This is a genomic window from Serratia odorifera, from assembly GCF_041448735.1.
Lineage (GTDB): Bacteria > Pseudomonadota > Gammaproteobacteria > Enterobacterales > Enterobacteriaceae > Serratia_F > Serratia_F odorifera.
The window spans coordinates 46,630-61,680 of record NZ_JBGMUT010000003.1 but is presented as its reverse complement, the minus strand read 5'-3'; the positions used below and the strand labels follow the sequence as shown (position 1 = coordinate 61,680).

Below are 15,051 nucleotides of genomic sequence, written 5' to 3'. Positions count from 1 at the left end.
TAACCTGAAGCAACCACTCATTCAGCCTGCGCCTGCAGTGCATAATTTTTGCGGGCGCTTTGCCATGCCAGCAAGGCAAGACCCAATCCGATAAAGGATAGAATGGCACCGGCCCAGTTCGGTGAAGCCAGACCCAAACCGGCAGCAATGGTCGCTCCCCCTACCCACGCGCCAAGCGCATTTCCCAGATTGAACATGCCGATGTTAACCGATGCCGCCATGGTGGGCGCTCCGGCGTGGCTTGCGCGGTCCATGACTAACTTCTGAATCGGTGAAACCGTGGCGAACCCAAACGCAGCCATCAGGAATACCGAGGCACTGGCAATCAGCGGGTTGTCGACGCCGCCCCAGAAAACCAGCAGTACCAACCCTTGGGCCGCCAGCGTGACCAACAGCGTGCCAAACAGCGAGCGATCGGCGAAACGGCCGCCAAGCCAGTTTCCTACCGCCAGTCCGAAACCAAAAAGTACCATTATCCAAGCCACGCCACCGGCCGAAAAACCGGCTTCCTCAATCATCATCGGCGCGATATAGGTAATGGAAGTAAAGAACGCCGCCGGACCAAATACGGTAATCCCCATGACCAGCAGAACCTGGGGATCGGCAAAGGCGCGCAGTTCCGTTCTCAAGGCGATGGCCTTTCCTTTTTCGATGCGCGGAACAAACAGCGCGATACTGACAATAGTAAGCACACCGATGCCTGCGATCAGCCAGAAAACCAGCCGCCAGCTAAAGGTCTGAGCCAGCCAGGTACCAACCGGAACACCAAGCAGGTTTGCCAACGTCAGCCCAGAAAACATAAAGGCAATGGCGCTTGCCTGGCGACCCGGCGCAACAAGCGAAGCGGCAATGATCGAGCCGAGGCCAAAAAAGGCTCCGTGATTGAAGGAGGTGATAATACGCCCGGCAATCGCCAGCGACAGCGTGGGCGCAACCGCGGTAATGATATTGCCAAGCGTGAAAATGCCTGCCAGTGCCATCAACATGGTTTTACGGGGAACATGGGTACCCAGCACCGTTAAAAGCGGAGCACCAACAAAAACCCCCAGTGCGTAGGTCGTGGCCAACAGCCCGGCGGTCGGGATAGTGACGCTAAAATCCGCAGCGATTTGAGGAAGGATTCCGGCGATGACGAACTCGGTAAGACCGATGCCGAATGCGCCGATGGCGAGCGCGAACAGAGCGATGGGCATTGAAACTCCAGTACAGACTTGCTGAATTAATATCATTAGGTAAAATCAATTATATTCATACTTTCATTCTGCAAGTGAAGCTACATGACCGACTTTGATAAAGAAAAAGAGGATATTAGGCAGGCGAGGCACAAACCGGCAGAACTCGATGCGATTGACCGAAAAATATTAGGCGCGCTGGCCGAAGATGCTGGGCGCAGTTACAGCGAACTGGGCGAAATCGTCAACCTTTCAGCACCTGCGGTACATGACCGCGTAAAGAAACTGAAGCGTGATGGGGTCATAAAGGGAACCGTTGCAAGACTTGATGGCTGCAAGCTGGGCCGGACGCTATTAACCTTCCTGATCATTAATACCAGCAGCTATAACGCGACACGCGCCCTGCTTCAGTTTACCAGTCGACGAGAAGTCGAAGAGCTGCATACCGTGGCAGGAGACGGCTGTGTACTGATCAAGGTACGGGCTGCCGATACCGAATCACTGGAAAACTTCCTGATGGAAATTCAGAACGTCGAAGGGGTTCGCTCGGTACGCAGTTATATTGCACTTTCGACATTTATTGAGCGTGGTCCCTCACCGGACTAAAGCGCGGGATCGCGACTGTTTCACCCTAGCCGCGACCGGCGATCGCCGCGGCCAAGACTGACCATGGCGGCGAAAAAAAGCCCCGAATATCGAGGCTTGTCGCATAGGACCTGACCAAAAATGCCGTGGCGTTTTTTAGAACGGAATATCGTCGTCAAAGTCCATTGGCGGTTCGTTGCTGCTGGCCGCCGGTGCGCTGCTGTTCTGCGCCGGACGCGACTGCTGGCCACCGCTGAACTGGTTGCCGCCCTGCGGCTGCTGAGGCTGACCCCAGTTGCCCTGACCGCCAGCAGCCTGACCGCCGCCTGCCGGAGCGCCGCCGCCTTGACGGCCGCCCAGCATCTGCATGGTGCCGCCCACGTTTACGACCACTTCCGTGGTGTATTTTTCAACGCCGGCCTGATCGGTCCATTTGCGCGTCTGCAAGGCGCCTTCGATATACACCTGAGAACCCTTACGCAGGTATTCGCCCGCCACTTCCGCCAGCTTGCCAAACAGCACCACACGGTGCCATTCGGTTTTTTCTTTCTGCTCGCCGGTCGCCTTGTCGCGCCAGCTTTCGGAGGTAGCCAGGGTAATGTTGGCAACGGCGCCACCATTCGGCATGTAACGGACTTCCGGGTCTTGGCCCAGATTCCCGACCAGAATTACTTTGTTTACGCCTCTGCTGGCCATGAGCTCTCTCCTGATGAATGATTTTTACACAGTATAAACGAGTAAGTTTAACACGCTAAGGCTGAAACCACACCCGCGTTGATAACTGCATAGTGTATTCCAAAATTGTCTCGGCGATCGACCTTGTTGCATTCATATACTGGATATTCATTCAGGTTTTTTTGTGTCATAATTATGCGTTTCGACCTGGCCATGCCGTTTTTTTGCGCAATTGATCACAAAAGCGCCGCAAAACGTTCAAACGGACACGGTGTATCATCTAGACGGGAAGTGTAAATGGACAATATCGAAGTTCGTGGTGCTCGAACCCATAATCTCAAAAACATCAACCTGATTATCCCGCGCGACAAACTGATTGTTGTCACCGGTTTGTCCGGTTCAGGCAAGTCCTCTCTGGCTTTTGATACGCTGTATGCCGAAGGGCAGCGACGCTACGTCGAATCGCTTTCCGCCTACGCCCGTCAGTTCCTGTCGCTGATGGAAAAACCGGACGTCGACCATATCGAAGGGTTATCGCCGGCGATTTCCATCGAGCAGAAATCGACCTCGCACAACCCGCGATCCACCGTCGGCACCATTACCGAAATTCATGACTATCTGCGTCTGCTGTTCGCCCGCGTCGGCGAGCCGCGCTGTCCGGATCACCATGTGCCGCTGGCGGCGCAAACCGTCAGTCAGATGGTGGATAACGTGCTCAGCCAGCCGGAAGGCAAACGCTTGATGCTGCTGGCGCCGGTGATCAAGGATCGCAAAGGCGAGCACACCAAAACGCTGGAAAACCTGGCGTCGCAGGGGTACATCCGCGCCCGCATCGACGGCGAAGTGTGCGATCTTTCCGATCCTCCGAAACTCGAACTGCAAAAGAAACACACCATTGAAGTGGTGGTCGATCGCTTCAAGGTGCGAGAAGATCTGGCCCAACGCCTGGCCGAGTCGTTCGAAACCGCGCTGGAGCTGTCCGGCGGCACCGCAGTCGTGGCCGATATGGATGACCCGAAAGCCGATGAGCTGCTGTTTTCGGCCAACTTCGCCTGCCCGATCTGCGGCTATAGCATGCGTGAGCTGGAACCCCGGCTGTTTTCCTTCAATAATCCGGCCGGTGCCTGCCCGACCTGCGACGGTCTGGGCGTACAACAGTTCTTCGACCCCGATCGCGTGGTGCAGAACCCGGAACTGTCGTTGGCTGGCGGCGCGATCCGCGGCTGGGATCGCCGTAACTTCTACTATTTCCAGATGCTGCGTTCGCTGGCGGAGCATTATCAGTTCGACGTGGAAGCGCCGTTCAATACCCTGAGCGCCGAGGTGCAGAAAGCGGTGCTTGGCGGCTCAGGCAAAGAATCGATCGAATTCAAATACATCAACGACCGCGGCGACACTACCGTGCGCCGGCATCCGTTCGAAGGCGTGCTACATAATATGGAACGCCGCTACAAGGAAACCGAGTCCAGCGCGGTGCGTGAAGAACTGGCGAAGTTCATCAGCAACCGTCCGTGCGCCTCGTGCAGCGGCACCCGCCTGCGTGAAGAAGCCCGCAACGTGTTCGTCGAAGACACCACGTTGCCGGAGATCTCCGAGCTGAGCATTGGTCATGCGATGGATTTCTTCCAGAACATGAAGCTGAGCGGCCAACGCGCCAAAATTGCCGAAAAGGTGCTGAAGGAAATCGGCGATCGCCTGAAATTCCTGGTCAACGTCGGCTTGAATTATCTATCCCTGTCACGCTCGGCCGAAACCCTGTCAGGCGGCGAAGCCCAGCGCATTCGTCTGGCCAGCCAGATTGGCGCCGGGCTGGTGGGCGTGATGTACGTGCTGGACGAACCGTCGATCGGTTTGCACCAGCGCGATAACGAACGGCTGCTGGAAACGCTGATCCATCTGCGCAATCTCGGCAACACGGTGATCGTGGTTGAGCATGACGAAGACGCAATCCGCGCCGCCGATCATGTGATCGACATCGGCCCCGGTGCCGGCGTACACGGCGGTCAGGTGGTGGCGGAAGGCACCGTCGACGACATCATGGCGCAGCCGGAGTCGCTTACCGGCCAGTTCCTCAGCGGCAAGCGCGAAATTGCCATCCCGCAACAGCGCGTGCCAGCCGATCCGGCCAAGGTGCTGAAACTGAGCGGTGCACGCGGCAACAACCTGAAAGACGTGACGCTGACGCTGCCGGTGGGACTGTTCACCTGTATTACCGGCGTATCCGGTTCGGGTAAGTCGACGCTGATCAACGACACGCTGTTCCCGATCGCCCAACGCCAGTTGAATGGCGCGACCATTGCCGAACCGGCGCCTTACCGCGACGTCAGCGGTCTGGAGCATTTCGACAAGGTGATCGACATCGATCAAAGTCCGATCGGCCGAACCCCGCGCTCCAACCCGGCGACCTACACCGGTATTTTTACCCCGGTGCGCGAGCTGTTCGCCGGCGTGCCGGAATCGCGCAGCCGCGGCTATAACCCTGGCCGTTTCAGTTTTAATGTCAAGGGCGGGCGCTGCGAAGCCTGTCAGGGCGACGGCGTGATCAAGGTGGAAATGCACTTCCTGCCGGATATCTACGTGCCGTGCGATCAGTGCAAAGGCAAACGCTATAACCGCGAAACGCTGGAGATCAAATACAAAGGTAAAAGCATCCACGAAGTGCTGGAAATGACCATCGAAGAAGCGCGTGACTTCTTCGACGCGGTGCCGGCACTGGCGCGCAAGCTGCAAACCCTGATGGACGTCGGCCTGTCTTACATTCGTCTCGGCCAGTCGGCCACCACGCTGTCCGGTGGCGAAGCGCAGCGCGTCAAGCTGGCACGTGAACTGTCGAAACGCGGCACCGGCCAGACGCTGTATATTCTCGATGAACCGACCACCGGGCTGCATTTCGCCGATATCCAGCAACTGCTGGCGGTACTGCACCAATTGCGCGATCAGGGCAACACCATCGTGGTGATTGAGCACAACCTCGACGTGATAAAAACCGCGGACTGGATTGTCGACCTGGGACCAGAAGGCGGCAGCGGCGGCGGCGAGATCCTGGTGTCCGGCACGCCAGACACCGTGGCCAAATGCAAGGCATCGCACACCGCACGCTTCTTGCAGCCGTTGCTGGCCAAGAAATAATCACTCCGGGCACCCTGGCGGTGCCCGCATTTTTCCGCTACAGCATTTTCAGGATGCGCGCCGGATTGCCGCCCACCACCGCATTGTCCGGCACGTCTTTGGTCACCACCGCACCGGATGCCACCACCACGTTATCGCCCAGCGTTACGCCGGGATTGATCACCGCTCGCCCGCCGATCCACACGTTGTGGCCAATGGTCACCGGCTTGCCGAATTCGTCGCCGCCGACTCGGGTCGCCGCGTCCAGCGGATGGGTTGCGGTATAGATGTGTACCCCTGGGGCCAGCATGCAGTTATCGCCGATGCGCACTTCGCACACGTCGAGTATGACGCAGTCGAAATTGGCGTAAAAATTCTTGCCCAGATAGATATTATAACCGTAGTCACAGCGGAAACTGGGTTCGATGGTGCCACCCTGGTATTGACCCAGCAGCGTCGACAGCCATTGCTTGCGCAGCGCACCCTCGTCAGGTGACGAATGGTTATAATGGTGGATCAACTGACGCGCGCGTTTACGCTCGCTGCGTAGCAGTTCGTCCCCGGCATCATACAGCTCGCCGGCGATCATCTTGCGTTTCTCTTCACTCATGGCCATGGGCAGCATCCTTTTCTGGCAAAAAAGTATCAGGCGGACAGCCTAATGGTTTCCGCCGCACAATAAAAAGGGAACGTTCCCATCTCGCGACGACGATCACAACATGCGAACATTGGGTATTGAGTGAGAGGCAGAGCGTCAACGCCTGCCGTAGCAGTCAGGCACGCAGTTCCTGTCGTACCTGGTCGGACAGCCCTTCCAGCGCCAACTGGTAAGAACCGTCGATCAACGTGTAGAACTGGGAATCCGGCAGCTTGCCGTCAAGGAACACCGCATTCCAATGCGCTTTGTTCAAATGTTCGCACGGGACAATTTCAGGGTGTTTTTCACGCAGGCTTTCGGCCTGCTCGGGGCTGGACTTGACCGCCAGCGCCGGACGACCATCGAGATCCAGTACCATGGCGAACATCACCTCGCCCACTTTGACCTGACTGGCCTGCCACTGGTTCCGATCGCTCTGTTCCGCGCCCGGCTTGGCCATGCAGTATTGCAGTAATGCCGACTGATTCATTGAGTTACTCCCCCTGTAAGGTGGCCACAATACGGCGTGAACCGCCGTCAATGCGGTGCTCTCCCAGCCAAATTCCCTGCCATGTGCCCAACATCAGTCGCCCATGGCTGACCGGTAGCGACAACGACACGCCCAGCAACGAGGATTTGATGTGCGCCGGCATATCGTCCGGCCCTTCATAGTCATGCTGATAAGGCGCACTTTCCGGCACCTGCCGCAGAAAATGCTGCTCCATATCGGATCGCACCGTGGGATCGCAATTCTCGTTAAGCGTCAGCGAGGCAGAGGTATGCTGCAACAACAGGTGCAGCAGGCCAGTTTGCAGACGGTGCAAATCGGTTAGCTGATCGGTAATTTCTTCAGTAACCAGGTGGAAACCACGCGCTTTTGCGCTGAGGATAAGCGTTTGCTGATGCCACATACGTGAGCGCCCCTCATTGAGTATATTCTTTATCCGGTTGGCGGCAACTCGCGCGACAAACCGACAACAAAAAGGGGCGATAATCGCATCGCCCCGATAACCTGAACGTGGTTTTACCCTAACAGCAATTACTGCACCGCCGCAAATGCCTCGGCGACCTGCTGCACATTGCGGTGGTTCAAACCGGCGACGCACATGCGGCCGCTGTGAATCAGGTATACGCCAAACTCCTCGCGCAGCCGATCAACCTGCGCCGCGCTAAAACCGGTGTAGCTGAACATGCCGCGCTGCTTGAGCAGGTAGTCGAAATTACGCTGCGGCAACGCGATTTTCAGCGCAGCCACCAGCGTGTGGCGCATCTCGAGGATGCGGGTGCGCATGGTTTCTACCTCGTCCAGCCATTGCTGCTTCAGCTGCGCGTCGTTCAGTACTTTGGCCACCACCTGCGCACCGAAGTTCGGCGGGCTGGAGTAGTTGCGGCGCACCGTTGCTTTCAACTGCCCCAACACCCGCTCGGCCGCCTCGCTGCTTTCGCACACCACGGAAAGCCCACCTACCCGCTCGCCGTACAACGAGAAAATTTTCGAGAACGAATTACTGACCAGGCACGGCAGACCGGCGGCGGCAATCGCACGAATGGCGTAGGCATCCTGTTCCATACCGTCGCCAAAGCCCTGATAGGCAATATCGAGGAACGGGATCAGCTCACGTTCGGCCAGCACCTTCACTACCTCGTCCCACTGCTCATTGCCCAGATCGGAACCGGTCGGGTTATGGCAGCAGGGATGCAGCAGCACAATGCTCCTGGCCGGCAACTGTTGCAGCGTCGTCAGCATGGCGTCGAACTTCACGCCCAGGCTATCGCCGTCAAAGTACGGATAGGTATTCACCTTGAAACCGGCACCACTGAAGATGGCGACGTGGTTTTCCCAGGTCGGATCGCTGACCCAGACCTGGGATTCCGGGAAGTAGTCGTGCAGGAAGTCGGCGCCTACCTTCAAGGCGCCAGAGCCACCAACGGTTTGTACCGTGGCGATGCGCTGCTGTTGCAGCATCGGATGCTCGGCACCAAACAGCAACTGCTGAATGGCATGACGGTAAGGTTGCAGCCCTTCCATCGGCAGGTAGACCGAAGCGCTCTGCTCGAGGCTGTTCAACTGCGCCTCTGCGGCGCTAACCGCCCGCAGCTGCGGAATAATACCCTGCTCGTTGTAATAAAGGCCGATGCTCAGGTTGACCTTGTGCGCACGCGGATCTTTTTTGAATTTTTCCATCAGCGACAGGATCGGGTCACCGGCATAGGCATCAACATTCTGGAACACAGGTGTTCTCCTTGATTTTGTTATGTGGGGTACGGCAAGCCTATCTACTATAGACGCATTCAACGGGGAAACGCCCGCCTCGCGCGCGCTGCTGCTCACCGTGTCAGTCTGGCAACTTTTCTTAACGCGCAACCGGCAACAGGCCATTTTCCTTGATGCGGTTCAGCACCACGGCGGTTTTGATATGCGCCACGCTTTGGTGGCTCGACAGCGTCTGGCTGATAAAGTCGCTAAGCGCCGGCAGATCCGCCACCGCGACTTTCAGCAGATAATCCGCGTCACCGGTGGTTTTATAAGCATCAATGATCGCGTCCACCTCCTCCAGCATCTGGTGAAAGCTGTCGATATGCTGCTGGGCATGGGTCACCAGACTGACTTCGATCAGCCCCACCAGCCCAAGGCCCACCGCCTCCGGCGCCAATCGCGCGTGGTAGCCGCGGATCAACTGCGCCTGTTCCAGACTGATGCGCCGCCGCGAACACTGGGAGGCGGAAAGCCCCACCAGGTCGCTCAGCTCCTGGTTGGTCAAGCGGCCGTTGGCCTGTAACAGCGTCAGGATTTTCATATCAAAATCGTCAATGTTGTACATAGCCACCTGTAAACTGTGTTAAGAAATGTTGACGCTACAGACTATCAGCTTTTTTGCCGTTGTTATGGTGATCTGTAGCGAAAGCGCCGAAATTTGCGATTTACTGCAAATGATTTCGAGGAGATGAAATGCGCCACAGAACGATCGTATGTCCTGTTATACAGAATGACGGCGAGTTTCTGCTGTGTAAAATGGCTGCCGATCGCGGGGTTTTCCCCGGACAATGGGCGCTGCCTGGTGGCGGAATGGAACCCGGTGAAACGATGGAGAGCGCGCTAAGGCGCGAGATCAGGGAGGAATTAGGCGAGCAACTGCAGATCGCCGAGATTAAGCCGTGGGCGTTTCGTGATGATATCCGCACAAAAACCTATCCGGATGGCACTAGCGAAGAAATTTACATGATTTATCTTATCTTTGACTGTGTCAGTGCCAATCGTACGATTACCTTCAATCAAGAGTTTCAGGAAATCATCTGGCTACCGCCGGCGGCGATAAAGAATCTCGACTTAAACGAGGCGACGCGGGTCACCTTTCGCCAGAAAGGGGTGATTTAAAGCGACTGACGCCCTCCAGCATCGGGCAACGAACCTGTCTCTCAGGTTGTGCTGCCCTCACTCTGTCGACGCTGCGCACGGCGCAGAATCTCCTTGTAAGGCTTCCTGCTCCCCCCTGCACACCCGTCTTTAACGCATCGATCCGCTGCAGAGCAGCCAGCAAATTGACACATAAGCATTTATCTGCGACATAAAAAACGGGTAATTTAACCCGACCAACAACAAAAATTGCCATCCGGCGTATGCAAACCTCTATTGATACCAAGGGAAACGATGAATAAATTACTGCCTCTTGCCTTGCTGATCGCTGCCGGCAGCGCCAGCGCCCAATCTCACCTGGATAAGGTTAGCCAACAGAAAAAACTCGAAGTGTGCACCACCGGCGACTACAAGCCGTACACCTTCCTGACGCAGGAAGGCAATTACGAGGGGATCGATATCGCTATGGCGCAGTCGCTGGCGAAAAGCCTGGGTGCGGAAGTGAAATGGGTGAAAACCAGTTGGAAAACCCTGATGCAGGATTTCAACGCCGGTAAATGCGATATCGCCATGGGCGGTATTTCCGTCACCCTGGAGCGGCAAAAACAGGCGTTCTTCGCTGACAAGCTGGATACCGACGGCAAGATCCCGCTGGTGCGCTGCACCGACGTGAAGAAATACCGCACTATCGCACAGATTAACAAACCGTCGGTGCGCGTGATAGAACCGGCTGGCGGCACCAATGAAGCCTTTGTCCGCGCTCACTTGCCAAAGGTCAACCTGACCCTGTCGCATGACAATATGGCGATTTTCCAGCAGTTGGTCGATCGCAAGGCGGACGTGATGATTACCGACGCGTCAGAAGCGCTGTATCAGCAAAAACGCTATCCGAAACTGTGCGCGGTGAACCCGAAAAAACCCATGCAGTACGGCGAAAAAGCCTACATGCTGCCGCGTGACGATCTGAGCTGGAAACTGTATGTCGACCAATGGTTGCATCTGGCGAAGGCCACCGGTGAATACCAGACGATTATCGACAGCTGGCTGGCCGTGAAGAAGTGATCGACATTCCCCGGTCCGGTCATAAACTGCCGGGCCAGGGAACGGAGCCATCATTCGCCGATATATTCCATTGCCACCCGTTGGGTCAGTTTGGTGATCAGCTCGTAGGCACTGATGCCGGTCACCTCGGCGATGCGTTCCACCGGCAGCGGCGCACCCCATAGCACCACCTCATCACCGACCCGATCGCTGGCGTCCGGTCCGAGATCGACCGAAATCATGTCCATGGAAACCCGGCCGACAATCGGCACCTCGCGTCCGTTAAGCCATATCGGCGTACCGGTTGGCGCACTGCGCGGGTAGCCATCGCCGTAGCCCATCGCCACCACCCCCAGGCGCGTATCCCGTGGGCTGACCCAGGTGCCGCCATAGCCCACCGCTTCACCGGCTTTATGTTCGCGAACCGCAATCAGGCATGACTTCAGCGTCATCGCCGGTTGCAGATCAAACTGCCCGCCGTGGCGCTGTTCAATCGGTGAAACGCCATAGAGAATAATGCCCGGCCGCACCCACTCGTTGTGCGCATCCGGCCACAGCAGCGTACCGCCGGAAGCGGCAATAGAACGCTGCCCCGGTTTGCCGTGGGCGAAGGCGCTAAAACAGGCGATCTGCTGCTGCGTCGCGTCACTGTTCGGCTCGTCGGCGCGGCTGAAGTGGCTCATGATATTCACCGGCTGCGCCACGTTGCGGCAGGCGCACAGGCGCTGGTAAAACGCCTCTGCCTGTTCAGGCCGCACTCCCAGACGGTGCATGCCGGTGTCGATCTTCATCCATACCGGCACCGGCCGCGCCAGCTCGGCCTGCTCCAGCGCCTCGAGCTGTTCAATGCTGTGTACTGCGGTTTCAATGTTGTTGGCGACCAGAACCGGCAGATCCTCGGCGGCAAAGAAGCCTTCCAGCAGTAAAATCGGTTTGACGATACCGCCAGAACGCAGCATCAGCGCCTCGCCGATGCGCGCCACGCCGTAGCAGTCGGCATCTTGCAAGGTGTGGGCCGTTTCCAGCAGGCCATGCCCATAAGCGTTTGCTTTCACTACCGCGATCAGGCGGCTTTGTGGCGCCTGACGGCGTACCTGTTGCAGGTTGTGTCGCAGAGCGCGGCGGTCGATTACAGCGGTTGCCGCTTTCATTTCAATTCCTTAATAAGACCAATGCCAAGAAGCGTGGGGTTGCGCGGCGTGAACTCGCAGCGCACCCACTGGAACCATAGAGAGGCTGGGCGACGGAGGTACGCTGACTGGAAATAATACCGCCAGTCGCTCAGACCGGGTTATTCGTCATCATATTGCGGGCCGGCGTAATTGTCGAAACGCGACCATTGGCCGTTAAAGGTCAAGCGTACCGTACCGATCGGGCCGTTACGCTGCTTGCCGAGAATGATTTCCGCCACGCCCTTCAGGTCGCTGTTCTCGTGATAGACCTCGTCACGATAGATAAACATGATCAAGTCGGCATCCTGCTCAATCGAGCCAGACTCACGCAGGTCGGAGTTGACCGGGCGTTTGTCGGCGCGCTGTTCCAGTGAGCGGTTCAACTGCGACAGCGCCACTACCGGCACCTGCAGTTCTTTCGCCAATGCCTTCAGCGAGCGTGAAATTTCGGCGATTTCCAGCGTACGGTTATCGGATAGCGCAGGCACGCGCATCAATTGCAGGTAGTCGATCATGATCAGGCTAAGGCCGTTATGCTCGCGGAAGATGCGGCGCGCGCGCGAACGCACTTCGGTTGGCGTCAGACCCGAGGAGTCGTCGATGTACATGTTGCGCTTTTCCAGCAGAATGCCCATGGTGCTGGAAATACGCGCCCAATCCTCGTCATCGAGCTGACCGGTACGGATACGCGTCTGGTCAACGCGTGATAGCGAAGCCAGCATACGCATCATGATCTGTTCGCCGGGCATTTCGAGGCTGAAGATCAACACCGGTTTTTCTTGCAGCATCGCGGCGTTTTCACACAGGTTCATGGCAAAGGTGGTTTTGCCCATCGACGGACGCGCCGCCACGATGATCAGATCCGACTTTTGCAGACCCGCGGTTTTCTTGTTCAGATCCTGATAGCCGGTATCCACGCCGGTCACGCCGTCATGCGGCGTTTGGTACAGCGATTCGATGCGCGAAACGGTGGCTTCAAGGATCTGGTCGATGCTTTTTGGCCCTTCGTCTTTATTGGCTCGGTTTTCTGCAATCTGGAACACCCGTGATTCCGCCAGATCGAGCAGATCCTCGCTGCTACGCCCTTGCGGATCGTAACCGGCGTCGGCGATCTCGTTCGCTACCGAGATCATTTCACGCACCACCGCGCGCTCACGCACGATATCGGCATAGGCGCTGATGTTGGCGGCGCTAGGGGTATTTTTGGACAGTTCGGCCAGATAGGCAAAACCGCCGACGGAGTCCAGCTCACCCTTCTGCTCCAACGATTCGGACAGGGTGATCAGGTCGATCGGTTTACTCATTTCCAGCAGGCGCTGCATCTCGGTAAAGATCAGGCGGTGCGGACGGCTAAAGAAATCATTGGCGACCACGCGTTCCGCCACGTTGTCCCAGCGCTCGTTATCCAGCATTAAACCGCCCAACACGGACTGCTCCGCCTCCAGCGAATGCGGCGGCATTTTCAGCCCTTCCATCTGGCGATCGCGCGGTGCCTGAGCTTCGTTAGATTTGTTGGTGGGTTTCTTTCCTGCCATAGTGGGGATGCAATACCTGTTATGAAGTGACGACGCGTCAGTATACATAATGATAAATACCAATGTCCTAAAATTAGGGCAAGCGCGGAACACCGTAAACGAGGAGGAGTCATGGCCAAACGCATTCAATTTTCCGCCACCGGCGGGCCAGAAGTGCTGCAATACGTTGATTTCACACCGCTCGATCCAGCCGCCGGCGAGGTGCAGATCGAAAACCGGGCCATCGGCATCAACTATATCGATACCTACGTACGCAGCGGGTTGTATGCCCCAGCCTCGCTGCCAAGCGGGCTGGGAACCGAAGCGGCGGGTGTGGTCACCAAGGTCGGTGCCGGCGTCGATGCGGTGAAACCGGGCGACCGCGTGGTGTATGCGCAGGCGGCGCTCGGCGCCTACAGCGAGGTGCATAACGTGCCGTTGCAAAAGGTGGCGCTGCTGCCGCCCAACCTCAGTTTCGAACAGGGCGCGGCCTCCTTCCTCAAAGGTCTGACGGTACATTACCTACTGCGTCAGACCTATGACGTACAGCCGGGGGAAATCTTTCTGTTTCATGCCGCGGCTGGTGGCGTAGGGCTGATAGCCTGCCAATGGGCCAAAGCGCTGGGAGCCCGACTGATTGGCAGCGTCGGCTCCGACGAAAAGGCCGAACGCGCCAAACAGGCCGGCGCCTGGGCCACCATTAACTACCGTAAGGAAAACATCGCCGAACGCGTGGCAGAACTGACCGACGGCAAAAAAGTGGGCGTGGTGTATGATTCGGTCGGCAAGAATACCTGGCTGGATTCACTTAACAGCTTGAAACGGCGAGGCCTGATGGTCAGCTTCGGCAACGCCTCCGGCCCGGTAACCGGTATCGATCTGGCGGTACTCAACCAGAAAGGTTCGTTGTACGTCACTCGCCCTTCGCTCAACGGCTACATCACCAATCGCGAAGAATTACAGTACGCCAGCAATGAGCTGTTTTCGCTGATTGGCAGCGGCGCGATCAAAGTTGAGGTGCATGATGAGCAGATTTTCGCCCTGGGTGACGCGCAGCGCGCGCACCAGGTCCTCGAGAGCCGCAAAACCAGCGGCTCAAGCCTGCTGATCCCCGGTCGTTAGGCAATAGAAAAGGGCTCCATAAGGAGCCCTTTCTGGTACTGCGTTTTGTAGGGGTAGAGCAGAGTCCGCCCGAGACAGCTGGTCGCTGATGCAACACTGTTATTTTATGACTGGCCTCGTGCGGTGATGAAAACCGGGCATCACTGCTTGGTCGGACATCCTAACAGCCCCTAAAAGCAAAAAAAATGCGAAATGGTCCCTAATCGCGATTAATGCTCCAAGCTGTGATCGCTGCCGCATTCAAACGCCAAGCCGTTACTCAATTTTCATGCTGACAGTTTGATTAATCAGCAGAAAATCAATAACGGCGAATCTGCGGCTTCTGTAGTGAACGGTAGATCCACACCCCCACCACCGCCAGAATCAGCCACGGCAACAGCTTGATCACCATGGCGAACAGGCCGCCAATCAGCATGAAGGCCGCCGCAACCAGCAAGGCAGCAAAGACCCCCAACAGCGAAACGCCGGTGACCAGCAACATCAACACAAAGCCGACAAAAAAGAAAAGTTCCAACATGATTGCTCCTCGGCAAAACGGGTTTCTGCAGGTTGTTTTGACAGAAATAGACTGCGGAGAGTCTTACAAGAAGCATGCCAAGTCGGCAAACGCGCCAAGTTGCTGAAATCGCGTAGGTAGCACGTTGCAGGCCGCAACGTGCTTGGTGAAATA

15 protein-coding genes are annotated in these 15,051 nt (G+C 57.0%); 5 read left to right on the top strand and 10 right to left on the bottom strand.

Annotated elements, in window-relative coordinates; genetic code table 11:
• Window positions 1-17: 17 nt before the first annotated feature.
• Window positions 18-1,193, bottom strand: a complete 1,176-nt coding sequence (locus tag ACCC84_RS10735; RefSeq protein ID WP_004958011.1) for an MFS transporter — start codon at window positions 1,191-1,193, stop codon at window positions 18-20.
• A gap of 84 nt (window positions 1,194-1,277) precedes the next feature.
• Here ACCC84_RS10735 and ACCC84_RS10730 point away from each other — a divergent pair, with 84 nt between their 5' ends.
• Window positions 1,278-1,778 (top strand): Lrp/AsnC family transcriptional regulator, encoded by a 501-nt coding sequence (locus tag ACCC84_RS10730; RefSeq protein ID WP_004958010.1) that lies wholly within the window; start codon window positions 1,278-1,280, stop codon window positions 1,776-1,778.
• Between the two features lie 135 nt (window positions 1,779-1,913).
• Here ACCC84_RS10730 and ssb1 read toward each other — a convergent pair whose 3' ends face one another.
• Window positions 1,914-2,453: a single-stranded DNA-binding protein SSB1 gene (gene ssb1 / locus ACCC84_RS10725; RefSeq protein ID WP_273869361.1), complete on the bottom strand. Its 540-nt coding sequence runs from the start codon at window positions 2,451-2,453 to the stop codon at window positions 1,914-1,916.
• A 276-nt stretch (window positions 2,454-2,729) separates the two neighbouring features.
• Between ssb1 and uvrA the strand changes: the two genes are divergently transcribed.
• Complete coding sequence (gene uvrA, locus ACCC84_RS10720) at window positions 2,730-5,561, top strand: excinuclease ABC subunit UvrA (protein ID WP_004958008.1); 2,832 nt, start codon at window positions 2,730-2,732, stop codon at window positions 5,559-5,561.
• Window positions 5,562-5,598: 37 nt separating this feature from the next.
• Here the strand turns inward: uvrA and maa are convergent, their stop codons facing one another.
• From maa to ACCC84_RS10695, 5 genes are all read right to left on the bottom strand, one after another.
• Window positions 5,599-6,156 (bottom strand): maltose O-acetyltransferase, encoded by a 558-nt coding sequence (maa, locus tag ACCC84_RS10715; RefSeq protein WP_039991607.1) that lies wholly within the window; start codon window positions 6,154-6,156, stop codon window positions 5,599-5,601.
• A gap of 157 nt (window positions 6,157-6,313) precedes the next feature.
• Window positions 6,314-6,667, bottom strand: coding sequence for an MmcQ/YjbR family DNA-binding protein (locus ACCC84_RS10710; RefSeq protein WP_004958006.1), 354 nt, complete (start codon window positions 6,665-6,667; stop codon window positions 6,314-6,316).
• A 4-nt stretch (window positions 6,668-6,671) separates the two neighbouring features.
• Entirely contained in the window at window positions 6,672-7,088 is a 417-nt protein-coding gene (locus tag ACCC84_RS10705) for a secondary thiamine-phosphate synthase enzyme YjbQ (protein ID WP_004958005.1), read from the bottom strand.
• Between the two features lie 128 nt (window positions 7,089-7,216).
• On the bottom strand, window positions 7,217-8,410 hold the full coding sequence (locus ACCC84_RS10700) for an amino acid aminotransferase (protein WP_004958004.1): 1,194 nt from the start codon (window positions 8,408-8,410) through the stop codon (window positions 7,217-7,219).
• Window positions 8,411-8,531: 121 nt separating this feature from the next.
• The gene (locus ACCC84_RS10695; RefSeq protein WP_004958001.1) at window positions 8,532-8,999 is read right to left on the bottom strand and encodes an Lrp/AsnC family transcriptional regulator; all 468 of its coding nucleotides are present in this window, start codon (window positions 8,997-8,999) and stop codon (window positions 8,532-8,534) included.
• Between the two features lie 128 nt (window positions 9,000-9,127).
• Between ACCC84_RS10695 and nudI the strand changes: the two genes are divergently transcribed.
• A complete protein-coding gene (gene nudI / locus ACCC84_RS10690) occupies window positions 9,128-9,553 on the top strand; it encodes a nucleoside triphosphatase NudI (RefSeq protein ID WP_004958000.1) in 426 nt (141 codons plus the stop codon).
• A 273-nt stretch (window positions 9,554-9,826) separates the two neighbouring features.
• Window positions 9,827-10,594 carry a transporter substrate-binding domain-containing protein gene (locus ACCC84_RS10685; RefSeq protein WP_004957997.1) on the top strand — a complete coding sequence of 256 codons (768 nt, stop codon included), beginning with the start codon at window positions 9,827-9,829 and terminating at the stop codon, window positions 10,592-10,594.
• A gap of 50 nt (window positions 10,595-10,644) precedes the next feature.
• Here the strand turns inward: ACCC84_RS10685 and alr are convergent, their stop codons facing one another.
• Window positions 10,645-11,724, bottom strand: a complete 1,080-nt coding sequence (gene alr, locus ACCC84_RS10680; RefSeq protein WP_273869374.1) for an alanine racemase — start codon at window positions 11,722-11,724, stop codon at window positions 10,645-10,647.
• 140 nt (window positions 11,725-11,864) lie between these two features.
• Window positions 11,865-13,280: a replicative DNA helicase gene (gene dnaB, locus ACCC84_RS10675; RefSeq protein WP_004957993.1), complete on the bottom strand. Its 1,416-nt coding sequence runs from the start codon at window positions 13,278-13,280 to the stop codon at window positions 11,865-11,867.
• A gap of 111 nt (window positions 13,281-13,391) precedes the next feature.
• Here dnaB and ACCC84_RS10670 point away from each other — a divergent pair, with 111 nt between their 5' ends.
• Window positions 13,392-14,381, top strand: a complete 990-nt coding sequence (locus ACCC84_RS10670) for a quinone oxidoreductase (protein WP_004957991.1) — start codon at window positions 13,392-13,394, stop codon at window positions 14,379-14,381.
• A 298-nt stretch (window positions 14,382-14,679) separates the two neighbouring features.
• On the opposite strand, the gene pspG is transcribed toward ACCC84_RS10670, so the two are convergent.
• Window positions 14,680-14,898: an envelope stress response protein PspG gene (gene pspG / locus ACCC84_RS10665; protein WP_004957989.1), complete on the bottom strand. Its 219-nt coding sequence runs from the start codon at window positions 14,896-14,898 to the stop codon at window positions 14,680-14,682.
• Window positions 14,899-15,051 lie beyond the last annotated feature (153 nt).